The organism is Bacillus sp. YKCMOAS1, assembly GCF_030268125.1.
GTDB classification, from domain to species: domain Bacteria; phylum Bacillota; class Bacilli; order Bacillales; family Bacillaceae; genus Bacillus; species Bacillus safensis.
This window is the reverse complement of the sequence record NZ_BSEI01000002.1, coordinates 263198-276128: the sequence shown is the minus strand read 5'-3', so window position 1 is coordinate 276128 and position 12931 is coordinate 263198. Positions and strand designations below refer to the sequence as shown.

Annotated in this window: 13 protein-coding genes; 7 read left to right on the top strand and 6 right to left on the bottom strand. The window is 38.4% G+C overall.

From position 1 onward, the window contains the following. Positions 1 to 44: 44 nt before the first annotated feature. The gene (locus QSJ46_RS06210; protein WP_285604467.1) at positions 45 to 1142 is read right to left on the bottom strand and encodes a Gfo/Idh/MocA family protein; all 1098 of its coding nucleotides are present in this window, start codon (positions 1140 to 1142) and stop codon (positions 45 to 47) included. Between the two features lie 58 nt (positions 1143 to 1200). Beyond that, positions 1201 to 2367 carry a Gfo/Idh/MocA family protein gene (locus QSJ46_RS06205; RefSeq protein ID WP_058837317.1) on the bottom strand — a complete coding sequence of 389 codons (1167 nt, stop codon included), beginning with the start codon at positions 2365 to 2367 and terminating at the stop codon, positions 1201 to 1203. A 350-nt stretch (positions 2368 to 2717) separates the two neighbouring features. Between QSJ46_RS06205 and QSJ46_RS06200 the strand changes: the two genes are divergently transcribed. From QSJ46_RS06200 to QSJ46_RS06185, 4 genes are all read left to right on the top strand, one after another. After that, on the top strand, positions 2718 to 3395 hold the full coding sequence (locus QSJ46_RS06200) for a GntR family transcriptional regulator (RefSeq protein WP_285604466.1): 678 nt from the start codon (positions 2718 to 2720) through the stop codon (positions 3393 to 3395). A 37-nt stretch (positions 3396 to 3432) separates the two neighbouring features. Beyond that, the gene (uxuA, locus tag QSJ46_RS06195; protein WP_285604465.1) at positions 3433 to 4530 is read left to right on the top strand and encodes a mannonate dehydratase; all 1098 of its coding nucleotides are present in this window, start codon (positions 3433 to 3435) and stop codon (positions 4528 to 4530) included. Next, the gene (locus QSJ46_RS06190; protein WP_285604464.1) at positions 4524 to 5378 is read left to right on the top strand and encodes an SDR family oxidoreductase; all 855 of its coding nucleotides are present in this window, start codon (positions 4524 to 4526) and stop codon (positions 5376 to 5378) included. The genes uxuA and QSJ46_RS06190 overlap by 7 nt, the downstream gene beginning before the upstream one ends. Before the next feature lie 83 nt (positions 5379 to 5461). Beyond that, on the top strand, positions 5462 to 7015 hold the full coding sequence (locus QSJ46_RS06185) for an MFS transporter (RefSeq protein WP_285604463.1): 1554 nt from the start codon (positions 5462 to 5464) through the stop codon (positions 7013 to 7015). Positions 7016 to 7118: 103 nt separating this feature from the next. Here the strand turns inward: QSJ46_RS06185 and QSJ46_RS06180 are convergent, their stop codons facing one another. Next, positions 7119 to 8552 (bottom strand): amino acid permease, encoded by a 1434-nt coding sequence (locus QSJ46_RS06180; protein ID WP_080967161.1) that lies wholly within the window; start codon positions 8550 to 8552, stop codon positions 7119 to 7121. A 251-nt stretch (positions 8553 to 8803) separates the two neighbouring features. Further along, positions 8804 to 9415 (bottom strand): dienelactone hydrolase family protein, encoded by a 612-nt coding sequence (locus tag QSJ46_RS06175; protein ID WP_047202711.1) that lies wholly within the window; start codon positions 9413 to 9415, stop codon positions 8804 to 8806. Positions 9416 to 9695: 280 nt separating this feature from the next. On the opposite strand from QSJ46_RS06175, the gene tcyA reads away from it, so the two are divergent. The 3 genes from tcyA to QSJ46_RS06160 are packed head-to-tail and all read left to right on the top strand — an operon-like array spanning position 9696 to position 11946. Beyond that, the gene (gene tcyA, locus QSJ46_RS06170) at positions 9696 to 10511 is read left to right on the top strand and encodes a cystine ABC transporter substrate-binding lipoprotein TcyA (protein ID WP_024424285.1); all 816 of its coding nucleotides are present in this window, start codon (positions 9696 to 9698) and stop codon (positions 10509 to 10511) included. Then, positions 10498 to 11190, top strand: a complete 693-nt coding sequence (locus QSJ46_RS06165; RefSeq protein WP_024424286.1) for an amino acid ABC transporter permease — start codon at positions 10498 to 10500, stop codon at positions 11188 to 11190. The genes tcyA and QSJ46_RS06165 overlap by 14 nt, the downstream gene beginning before the upstream one ends. Before the next feature lie 12 nt (positions 11191 to 11202). Next, on the top strand, positions 11203 to 11946 hold the full coding sequence (locus QSJ46_RS06160; RefSeq protein WP_041089051.1) for an amino acid ABC transporter ATP-binding protein: 744 nt from the start codon (positions 11203 to 11205) through the stop codon (positions 11944 to 11946). A 40-nt stretch (positions 11947 to 11986) separates the two neighbouring features. Here QSJ46_RS06160 and QSJ46_RS06155 read toward each other — a convergent pair whose 3' ends face one another. Together QSJ46_RS06155 and QSJ46_RS06150 are read right to left on the bottom strand one after the other, a co-directional pair. After that, positions 11987 to 12271 carry an AbrB/MazE/SpoVT family DNA-binding domain-containing protein gene (locus QSJ46_RS06155; RefSeq protein ID WP_039176465.1) on the bottom strand — a complete coding sequence of 95 codons (285 nt, stop codon included), beginning with the start codon at positions 12269 to 12271 and terminating at the stop codon, positions 11987 to 11989. A 98-nt stretch (positions 12272 to 12369) separates the two neighbouring features. Further along, positions 12370 to 12930: a class D sortase gene (locus tag QSJ46_RS06150; RefSeq protein ID WP_285604462.1), complete on the bottom strand. Its 561-nt coding sequence runs from the start codon at positions 12928 to 12930 to the stop codon at positions 12370 to 12372. Between the last annotated feature and the right edge of the window lies 1 nt (position 12931).

Here is a 12931-nt window from a genome sequence, read left to right as displayed (position 1 = left end):
TAAATGAAATAAGGTGTTATTAACAAAAATAACACCTCACTTTTTTAAATCTTACTTAATTCAAACTCCGTATTTACATAGATTGCGTCTCGTTGTGCAATTAAGCATAGTTCTGCCGCTTTAAAAGTATGTTCTTGAGTCATAGCATTTTCAGTATCGTTTAAACAATCTAAAATAAGTTCACCAAAGTAAGGGAATCCTACTTCTCCATTTAGAGAAAAATGTTGCTCTGTCTGTTGATTTACTAAGTATAACTGGTCTCCTGTTTTATCCCTTGCTATGTCTACGTATTTGCGAATTTCAATATACCCATCTGTTCCAAGAATGAATGTACGCCCATCCCCCCAAGTGCTAAGGCCATCAGGAGTCAGCCAGTCTACTCTAAAATAGTTTGTAGCCCCATTATCCGCAATTAAAGTAGCATCGCCGAAGTCTTCCAATTCTGGATACTGATGATGTTTATAATTGCCCACTTTACTATGTACAACTTTTGCATCTTTTGCGCCAGAATAGTAAAGGAATTGTTCAATTTGGTGACTACCAATATCACATAGAATACCTCCATAATACTCCTTTTCAAAAAACCAGCTTGGTCTGCTTTCTACATTACTACGATGTGGGCCAGTTCCAAGAACTTGCACCACTTTTCCAATGGCTCCTTGTTCAATCAGTTGACCAGCAAATACGGCACTCTCCACGTGCAAACGTTCACTATAATAAACAGCCCATTTAAGCCCCGTTTCAGCTGTTTTTTTACGAGCAAGCTCCAATTGTTCTAACGTTGTAAAAGGAGATTTATCCGTAAAATAATGCTTACCATGATCTAAAACACGCAGCCCTAAATCACAGCGTTTAGATGTAATGGCTGCGCCTGCCACGAGCTTTACATCTGGATCTTCTAGAACTTCTTTCTCACTTTTGGCTGCCTGTACCTCCGGATATGCTTTACAAAATTCTTGTACTTTTTTCTGATCATGATCATAAACCCATTTTAATGTAGCCCCAGCCTCAGTTAATCCATTGCACATTGCATAGATGTGTCCATGATCAAGACCTATAGCTGCTATTACGAATTGTCCTTCTGTAACGACAGGGGCACTTTTTCCCTTAGGAGCATAATTCATTCCATCACTTTTCTGCATGATTGTTCCTCCTCTAGCTAGCTTCCAGTTTATTTTTAATAATTTAATAACGTTAGACTCATAGTTTCTCGTAATTTCCTCCAACGGTTATCGTATCGTCTGAAAAATTTTCTACGCTGCTTTGTTTTTCATAAAAATGCTTAACGTTCGCGAGCATGCCTTCACGTGTGTAAAAAGGATCGTCTGCTAAAAGAGGAAGCTTCACATGAACACCTTGGTTTGCAGATTTATAGATGGCTGTAATAAGTTCTAGTGTTTTTCTTCCTTCTGTTCCATCAATTAAAAGCTTCTGGTTACCCTTGATGGCCATTAAAAAATTATTTATTTGTCCTTTATGCCCTTCAAATAGTAATTCCGGATATTGATTAAAAGCTTCCTGAATACGATTTTCTAAATCCTCATCATTTTTCTCTTGAGGAAACCCATTTTCTTTAGCTATTTGAGCATTTACTTTCCATGGGACAGATACTCTAGCTTTTTCACCTTGAAAAATCAATTGTTGTTCTTCTCCATGATGAACAACAGAACTGGTTACTTGTGCTAAGCTGCCATTTCCATAGCGAAGTACCGCAATAGAAAGGTCTTCAACCTCTGCATTATCATGCAAGGTATTACTAGTTGCTGCAAAAATGTCAGTCGGCAATCCTAACATCCATTGCAACATATCAATATGATGGACAGCATGATTAAGTGTACAACCTCCACCTTCTTTTTCCCATGTACCGCGCCACCATAAATCATAGTAACTATGACCACGCCACCAAAAAGAATCAACTTGAGTATGAGCGATTTTTCCAATGAGGTTTTGATCAAGGACATGTTTTAATCTCATAATGGGCGTCATAAACCTGTTTTGAGCAACAACGGATAAAAGCTTTTGGCTTTCAATAGATGCTTTTATCATTTCGTCACATTCTTTTAGAGAAGAAGCCATAGGTTTTTCTACTAAGACATGTTTGCCTGCTTTAAGAAAATCGATGGCAATGGTTGCGTGCATATAAGGAGGTGTACAAATGGAAACGGCATCAATCGTAGGATCATTCAATAACTCTTGGTAGTTAGCGACAACTCGTGCTTCTAGGTTATATTTTGTTGCTGCAGACATTGCTTTTTCAGGATAAATATCAGCTAAAGCTACAATCTTACTGATTTCAGGCATTGCAAGATAAGCCTCGATATGGGCAGTTGCAATAGATCCAGTTCCTATAATTGCGATGTTGGTCATATCAATCTTTCCCTTCTGCAAGAAGATAAATTTTCACTTCTAATATTGAGATAGCGCTTTCAAAAAACTGAATGATTCACCTAACTGATAGATCAGAGTACCGTTCGTTCTATTAATATTCTAGTTATACTAGTATGGTAGCTCAAAAACATTATAACTCAATCTTTTTGAATTTTGTATAGTTTTTTGAATTTTCTTTTTAATATCCCGCACTTTTATGATTGATCATGGTTTAGAATCATCAAGAGTTATATAAATGCTCACAGGATAAATATTCAGAAAAATTAAATTAGTGTCTACCATTCTAATGCACTTGTATGGTAGTATGTTAGAGAAAGGAGATTAGAATAATGAATATTGATTTTAAAAACCAAAACCTCTCTACGAGGGAACAAGTTTACAATATGCTAAAAGATCAAATATTAAGCCTGAAGCTTCCACCTGGGACAAATATTTCTGAAAAAGAAATATCCGTTCAATTTAATGTTAGTCGAACTCCTGTAAGAGAAAGCTTTTTAAAATTATCTCAAGAAGGATTATTAAGTATCTACCCTCAACGAGGTACATTTGTTTCTTTAATTGATTTGAACCTTGTGGAGGAAGCACGGTTTATGCGAGAACATCTCGAGAAGGCAGTGATTAGACTAGCCTGCCAGGAACCTTCTGAAGAGTTGATTATTGATTTAGATATGAATTTAAGTATGCAAAAAATTTGCGTTAAGAAAAAAGATTATAAAAAAATGTTTGAATTAGATGAGGAGTTTCATAGAACTATTTTCAAACGGTGTAAAAAAGAAAAAACATGGTTAGTTATTCAACAAATGAATGTACACTTTAATAGGAGTCGCATGTTAAGGCTAGTAACAGATTATAATTGGGATAATATTTTTTCTCAACATGTAAATATCTTCAAAGCTATACAAGATCAAGATGCTGATAAAGCTGAAACAATCATGGAAGAGCATTTGAAAATTGCACTTGTTGATAAAGAATTATTGAAGAAAGAATATCCAAATTATTTTAAATAAAAATAGGTTGTTACTTATATTTTAGGGGTGATGGTATATGAGGATGACATTTAGATGGTTTGGCGAAGGAAACGACACGATAACACTGGAACAAATAAAGCAGATTCCAGGAGTGGAAGGAATTGTTTGGGCACTGCATGATGTGCCCGTAGGAGAAGAGTGGCCACTAGAAAGAATTGTAGAAATGAAAAAATTAGCTGATAAACATAACCTTCATATTGAAGTGGTTGAAAGCGTGAATGTTCATGAAGACATTAAGCTCGGACTTCCAACTAGAGATCGATACATAGAAAATTATAAGAAAACAATTCAGAAGCTAGCAAAGGTCGGTGTTAAAGTCATATGTTATAACTTTATGCCTGTATTTGATTGGATCCGTACAGACTTAAATAAAACACTTCCTGATGGCTCTACAGCTCTATTTTATGAACATAGTCGAATTAAAGATATTGATCCGAAAGACTTAGTAAATAAAATTAGTGAGAACTCCAGTTTAACCATGCCAGGTTGGGAACCAGAGCGGTTAAATCACCTCCACCAACTTTTTGAAGCCTACAAAAATATAACAGAAGATGATTTATGGGCCAACTTGAAATATTTTTTAGATCAGGTTATTCCAATTGCAGAACTTCATGATATTAAGATGGCAATTCATCCTGACGATCCACCTTGGCCTGTCTTTGGTCTACCGCGAATAGTAACTAACCAAAATAACATCAGAAAAATTTTACAACTAAATAATAGCCCACATCATTGTATAACGCTCTGTACAGGATCTTTAGGAGCAAACTTAGAAAATGATTTAGTTTCTATGATTCACGAATTTATTGATAGAATACCATTTACTCATATAAGAAATGTACGTGTATATGATAACGGGGACTTTGTTGAAACATCGCATCGATCAAAAGATGGATCAGTAGATGTTTCAGCCATTATACATGCTTATTATGAAAGCGGATTCAAAGGTTATTGTAGACCCGATCATGGAAGACACATTTGGGATGAACAATGTAGGCCTGGATATGGTCTTTATGATAGAGCACTTGGAATTATGTATTTGTGGGGAGCTTGGGATGCTTTAAAAAATAACCATTCTGTACGAAAAGAAGCAAAGGAGGAAGCTACATGGTAAACATACAAGAAAATAAAAATTTAGCTGGTAAAGTAGCTGTTATAACAGGAGGGAGTGGAGTCCTTTGCAGCGCCATGGCTAAGGAACTTGCTAGACATGGCGTGTCTGTGGCTATTTTAAATAGAACCGTCGAAAAAGGTGAAAAGGTAGCCGAAGAAATTAACCTTATGGGCGGGAAAGCGATTGCGATAAAATGTGATGTTCTGAATAAAGAGAGTATTGAACAAGCCGAGAAGATTGTAACAGAGGAATTAGGCAATTGTACAATATTGATAAATGGAGCTGGTGGTAACCACTCCAGTGCAAATACAACCAACGAAATATTTCAAACAGAAGACCTTACTAATCCTAAGGTAAATACTTTTTTTCATTTAAGTACAGAGAGTGTACAAAATGTATTTGATTTAAATTTTATGGGGACTTTCATTCCTACACAAATTTTCACTAAAAATATGGTTCATCAAAAGGGAGCAGTTGTCATCAACATGTCATCTATGAGTGCCCCTTCTCCAATGACCAAAGTGCCTGCTTATAGCGCGGCAAAAGCAGCAATTGAAAATTTCACCAAATGGTTAGCTGTCCATATGGCCGAGGCAGGAATTAGAGTAAATGCCATTGCACCGGGCTTCTTTTTAACCTCACAAAATAAAAACCTTCTCCTAACTGAAGAAGGAGATTATACAGAGAGGTCTCATAAGATTATTTCGAACACACCAATGAGAAGGTTTGGTACGCCAGAAGATCTTCTTGGTACCCTATTATGGCTTGTTGATGATCATATGTCAGCATTTGTTACTGGCGTGACCATTCCTGTTGATGGAGGTTTTATGGCGTATTCAGGTGTTTAATATTTTTATTTTTTCCTTGTCATACATCTTTATTTTATATGTTTTTTTAAATTTATAAGTAGGCTTGGAAAGGAGAAATAAGAATGCGGACTGAGAGCAGGAAACTAACACTCAAAAATTATCTTGGTTATGGAACAATGGATTTATTTGGAGGGGGAGCATTCGCTATCATAGGCGCATGGATGTTATATTTTTTCATTACATACTGTGGTCTTACCCCTGTTGAAGCAGGATCTATTATTGCAATTGCTCGTATTATTGATGCTTTAGCAAGCCCACTTATGGGCCATATCACTGACAATTTTGGTCGTACAAAACTTGGGAAAAAATTTGGAAGACGCAGGTTCTTTTTGCTAGTTGGAAGCCCTTTGATGGTTATTTATTCCCTTCTTTGGATTTCAGATATGAATTACTGGTACTATTTAACGGTTTATATTTTGTTAGAATTCCTTGCAGCAATGGTATTAATTCCATTTGAAACACTTGGAGCTGAAATGACGAATGATTTTAATGCACGGACCAAGCTCTCAACAATAAGATTAATCTATTCAGGACTAGGAACATTTTTAGCTACCTTTATTCCAGGCAGATTATTCGAAATATTCGGAAAAGATTCACCGCAAGTTTTTCTCTACAATGGGATTATCTTCACCTTTATTTTTATGGCTTCATTATTAATTACACATAGAACAACATGGGAACGTAAAATAGAAGAAGACATGATAGAACCTGATGGTGTAGAAAAAGTACCTGCTATAGAATCCATAAAAAAAGTCATCATTGACTTAACATCTACTTTTAGAATTAGAAGTTTCCGTCAGCACCTCACGATGTATATTTGCTCGTTTACTGCCATGGATATTTTAAACGCTGTCTTTGTCTACTTTGTTGTGTTTTCTTTAAATAAAGATGCAGTGCTCGCAGCCGATTTATTATCTATTGGTTCATTACTTCAAATGGTATGTACAATATTGTTTGGTTGGCTCGTGATTAAAATAGGTCCTGCGCCATCTTTGAAAATATCTTATACTGCTATTATTACATGTATCAGTGGTTATATATTTTTATACTTCACACAACCAACTTATATGATTATAGCGCTGTATGCTTTCTCTTTTATCTTAGGTATCGGAAAGAGTGGATTATATTATATACCATGGAATATTTACACTTTCATTCCTGATGTAGATGAAATGGTCACTCGTAAAAGAAGAGAAGGAATATTTGCAGGTATTATGACTTTTACACGCAAGAGTACTACAGCTTTAGCCACATTCTTGGTAGGAGTTATTTTACAGGAAAGTGGATTCGTTGCAAACGCGACGACACAGTCTACTACAGCAATAAATGGGATTGTAGGTATTCTGTTTTTCGGAACTGTAGGGCTAGTCGGTATTAGTTTAGTTATTTCATTTAAATTTAAATTATCTAAGAAAACTCATTCCATTATGATTAATGAAATTAATAGGTTAAAGAATAATGGTTCAATGGAACAGGCTGATGATGAAACAAGAAGTGTTTTGAAAGCGCTAACAGGATGGGATTACGAGAAGCTTTGGGGTAATAATAACGTAGGATATCAGAATAAGCTCCAAAATTTTGAACAACAAGATTTTAAACAGCAGGATATGAACTAACTTTTGTTGTTAGTTGAGAACTTCCAGAATCACTTCAAAAAAAACACCTTCAGATTGATATCAGAGGTGTTTTTAAATTTCTTAAATTTAGTGTTTTTTGATTTTAAAACCGAATCTCGTCATCTCCATGGATTTGCAGCTTCAGCGGCTCACTTTGTGCCTGATGCTTTTTCACATAGCGATGGTAGACAACATATCCAATGATCATGAGCGGTACGCCGACATATAGCCCGATGCGCTGCTCTTGATCAAAGGCAAGGCTGACCAACACGATGGTATTCAGTGTAATCGCAATGATTGGCAGCACCGGATAAAGAGGCGTTTTAAATTTTAAGTTTTCCAGCTTTCCGCCTGCCTTCAAATATTTTCTACGGAAAAGAAGCTGTGATAATGTAATCGTGATCCAGCCTGTCTGGGCACTCATTCCGGCAATGGACACGATCCAGGCAAATACCGTTTTCTCTGCAAAAAAACCGGATAACAGCGAAATCCCTGTAAACAGGAAAGTGAGCAGTAAGGCATTCATCGGAATACCGCGCTGATTGACGCGTCTAAATGCTTTTCCTGCCATTCCTTCCTTCGATAAGGAATACAGCATTCTCGTCGATGCATACAAGCCAGAGTTCGCAACAGATAATAAAGCAATAATAATGACAAAGTTCATGATGTCTGCCGCAAAAGGAATGCCCGTTCTCTCAAACACAGTAACAAATGGACTTTGCAGCACACTGGCTTCCTTCCAAGGCACCATACCGGCTAAGACGAAAATAGATAAGACGAAAAAGACAAGTGTACGCCATACGGTTTGATGAATCGAACGGGGAACGGTTTTCTCAGGGTTTTCACTTTCTCCTGCCGCAATCCCGATCAGCTCTGTTCCCTGAAACGAAAAATTCACCGTGATCATCGTAACCACAACAGCAAGCAGACCATTTGGAAACAGCCCATCATTCACAAAATGGCTGAAGTAAGGGGCGGGTTCACCGCTCGTTGTATCAATAAACCCAAACATCGCCGCTCCGCCTACGCCAATAAAGAGTAAAATTGCAATAATCTTAATGGTAGAAAAGAAAAACTCCGACTCCCCGAACGCTTTCGCTGACCGGGCATTTAATAAGAAAAGACAGAGTCCGAATATGAGACACCAAATCCACACATCTACTTGCGGTAGCCAGCGCCTCATCAGCTGTCCTGCTGATAAGAACTCAAGGGCGACCGTTGCCGCCCAGCCGAGCCAATAAATCCAGCCGACAGCAAAACCCGCTGCCGGGCTGACAAATTTCGTCGCATACGTATGAAACGACCCCGACACAGGAAGTGCAACCGACAGCTCCCCAAGACACAGCATGGTTAAATACATGATCAATCCGCCCACAATATATGAAAGAACAGCTCCGACTGGCCCTGCTTGTCCAATCGTATAGCCCGTTCCTAAGAAAAAGCCTGTCCCAATGACACCGCCAAGTGAAATCATAAATAAATGGCGGGAGGTCATCGCCCTTTTCAATTGATCAGGCTGATTTTGTCCAACATCCACAATGATGCCCTCCTTCTTCTAAGATGCTCTGTTATCAAAACATGTCTCCATGTGATTCATTCCATTTTCAAAACAACCTACTAATTATACATCTTTTATAATAAATATGCTTCCTTCTATGGTCACTGTCTCAAAGTCTTTATTTTAGTAATGTTCGCACAAATATGAGGTAGATTTGATCATTTAATCGAACCCAAAATATTTGCACAAAAAACCAGCATGGCACCTCATCTTCACACACTGGTTTCACCTCATTCTTTTAACAAACACCCTTTGATAAAATCATCTATTTCCTGAAAACAGTGATTTTTCGATTCAGCGTGAAAAGCCGTGGAATATGGATTCGCGAATCCATGCTCTCCCTCTACTATTGTCACGCGAAGTTTTTCCTTTTTCCCCAAAACACTCGCAAGCTCCTGGGGGTTAAAGGATGCTTCGACTTCCGGGAAAAATAACAGCGTTTTGCAGGCAGGCACAAGATCAATGTCATCTCTGATCCTTGAACCATAAAACCCAATGACTCCGGTAAACAACTGCTCATATTGACTGCATCGCCAAGCAATGGTTGCCCCCACACTAAAACCTAACAGAAATATGTCTATCGCGGCATTCTTCGTTTTTAACTCTTTTGCCACATTCAGTACGCTCATTATCGGCTCATCAAAACCAACTTTATTCATAAAATAGCCGTATGCCTCTTTCTCTTCGACATAGGAGAATTGTTTCGCCTGTCCTAATAAATGAGGACAATAAACCTCAAAACCCGCTTTGTCGAAATAATGGATCATACTCTTCATATGATCATTTATTCCGTATATTTCGTGTATTAAGATCATGACAGGTTTTTGTTTCGATGTATGCAAATGATCACACTTCCCTTTCGTTCACTGTAGGACCACTTCATTTTCTTAGAGAGCTCATTACAACAAATTTTACCATTAAATAGGTTATCTAACATTCTTGATCATGCATTTGGTTTTATTCATTTTTTGATTAGGGTATAGTTCTACGTTTGTCCGTTCGACCATTTGCAGGCATAAAGTTGGTGAGATTCGCTCAAGCTAGTTTCAAATGCTTTACTTTTAGGTTGCTTCTCTGTAAGATCATATGTTGTAAATACCAACAAGAAAAGTGGGGAATAAAATGAAAAAAATGTTCTTTGCCATTATTTTAGGCGTTTGTGTTGCATTGATCACGGCATGTGGATCTGGTGCAAGCGACAACGCGAATAAACAATCTGGGTCTAAGGAATCAGGAGACCTTTGGAAATCCATTCAGGATAAAGGTGTATTAACCATTGGAACTGAGGGTACTTATGCTCCTTTCACTTTCCATGACAAAAAGACAGATAAATTAACTGGCTACGATGTAGAAGTCATCACTGAAGTAGCAAAACGCCTTGACTTAAAACCTGAATTCAAAGAAACACAATGGGACAGTATGTTTGCTGGACTGAATGCAAAACGTTTTGACGTGGTAGCGAACCAAGTTGGGAAAACTGGCCGTGAAAATCAATACGATTTCTCTGATAAATACACGACATCTCAAGCTATTGTTGTGACAAAATCAGATAACAATGACATCAAGAAACTATCTGATGTTAAAGGCAAAAAAGCAGCACAATCGTTAACAAGTAACTACAACAAACTAGCAACAGATGCTGGTGCTAAGATCGAAGGCGTCGAAGGTCTTGCACAATCCATTCAATTGATTCAGCAAGGACGTGCTGATTTGACGTTCAATGACAAATTGGCTGTATTGAATTACTTGAAAACAAGCGGTAACAAAAACCTAAAAGTTGCATTTGAAACAGGAGATCCTCAAGAAACTTATTTCGCATTCAGAAAAGGCAGCGGCGAAGTCGTTGACAAAGTGAATGGCGCATTAAAAGAAATGAAAAAAGACGGTACACTCGCTAAGATTTCTAAGAAATGGTTTGGTGAAGATGTTACAAAATAACATCCTAGGAGTCGTCATTCCTTGGGATCTTCTTCAGCAATCTTTTTGGCCAATGGTGATGCAGGGGATTTATTATACAATTCCCCTCGCCATCATTGCCTTTATTATTGGTATTTTTATCGCGCTTGTGACAGCTCTTGCGAGAATGTCTAAAATTAAAGCCCTCAGATGGATTTTCTCCATCTACGTGTCGGCCGTTCGCGGAACACCGCTTTTTGTGCAATTGTTTATTATTTTCTATTTCTTTCCAACATTTAATATCACATTGGATCCATATCCAAGTGCCATTATTGCTTTTTCTTTAAACGTAGGTGCGTATGCGTCGGAAATTATCCGTGCATCCGTCCTGTCTGTTCCAAAAGGACAATGGGAAGCTGGTTATTCAATCGGAATGACGCATCGCAAAACGCTCGTCCGCGTGATTTTACCGCAGGCTGTGCGTGTATCGATTCCACCGCTGTCTAATTCATTCATTAGTTTGGTGAAGGATACATCCCTTGCCTCCCAAATTCTCGTGGCAGAGATGTTCCGTAAATCACAGGAGATTGCTGCGGCAAACTTGGATCAGATCTTGTTTATTTATATGGAAGCAGCCCTCATCTATTGGGTATTCTGCTTCATTCTATCGCTCGTTCAGCATCAAATTGAAAAACGACTTGATCGATATGTCGCAAGGTAAGGAGGGAACGACATGCTAACAGTCAAAGGTCTCAAGAAATCCTTTGGTGAAAATGAGATTTTAAAGTCGATTGATTTTTCGATCAATAAAGGGCAGGTTGTGGCCATTCTCGGTCCATCTGGTTCTGGGAAAACAACGATGCTTCGCTGTTTAAATGCACTTGAAATACCAAATGGCGGCTCCTTTACCTTCGATGATTTCTCGATTGATTTTTCGAAAAAAAATAAATCAGCTGATCTGCTAAAGCTACGCCGGAAATCAGGAATGGTATTTCAAGATTATCACCTGTTTCCTCACCGTACAGTGCTTGAAAATGTAATGGAAGGTCCTGTCCAGGTGCAGCGCCGTCCAAAGGAAATGGTTCGAAAAGAAGCCATTCAGCTCTTGCAAAAGGTCGGTCTTGAGGATAAAAAAGACCTGTATCCATTTCAGCTCTCAGGCGGTCAAAAGCAGCGTGTCGGCATTGCCCGTGCACTTGCCATTCAGCCAGAGCTTATGCTTTTTGATGAACCAACTTCTGCGCTTGACCCTGAGCTTGTCGGGGAAGTTTTAAAGGTCATGAAGGATCTAGCGAAGGAAGGATGGACCATGGCGGTTGTCACACATGAAATCAAGTTTGCCCAAGAAGTAGCAGACGAAGTGATTTTTATTGATGGCGGCGTCATCGTCGAACAAGGTCCTCCGGAAGAAATCTTCAAACGACCAAAGGAAGAACGTACAAAACAATTCTTAAACCGGATTTTGAATCCAGTATGATGAAAAAAGGCTGTTCTCACGTGGTGAGGACAGCCTTTTTTTATATCTCTTTTTGCAGGCGAAGCGCCAGTAAATCTTGCAGGAGCAGCCTTGCTCCCTCTGGACTGATGACCACACCGCCGGATAGCACCTTATTGGAACACGTCACTTGCCCTGTTACGATACAAGGTTTGTCCTGCCAATACGGCTTCATCACTATTTGATCTTCTTCTCGATAAATCTCCATAAAATCTTGCGGATGAATGTTCAACCGTTTTCTCATCTCTGTCGGAAGAACAATTCTCCCAAATTTATCTATATATTTAACATAATCGTTATTTAACAAATTGCCCCCTCCTGCATCACTAGATATGATATAGACAATTCCCTCTATATGAAGGGATTAAGCGATCAAATCGGTTAATCTGCAGGCTGTTCCAGTGACTAAATACGCTTCCCATATATGATATATCTGTTTGGTGCAGGACCAATATAAGAAAAAGGGTAACATGTGGTGAGGATAAGTTCTTCCTTTTCCTGTTGTAACGTAATAATTGTTTGATCATCTTTCTTCACTATCTTTGTTTTCTCGATTTCATAGACAAAACGTCCATATGAAAGCTCAATAATCAGTTGATCTCCCTTCACAAGTTCTCCTGTTCGTCTAAACACCGTATCACGGTGCCCTGATAAAACGATTTGTCCGTGCTCGTTTGGAAAATAACTCTCGTGAAAGTGACCAACGCCTTTTGCTAAATCATCTGCATCTGTTCCTTCTACAATCGGTAACTCAGCTTTTAGCTTTGGGATGTGCAAAAGCCCAATCGCTTCACCAGTCTGCGGCGCAAAAGGGGAATCTGTTTTCCCCTTTTGCTGAATGGCTGCTTGTGCATACTGAAATGACTGACCTACTTCTTTTTGTCCATCAACGATATTCAAATATCCTACAATCGCAAGACAAAGCCCTGCTATGATCAATATCGCTGAGATGAATTTTTGAAACATG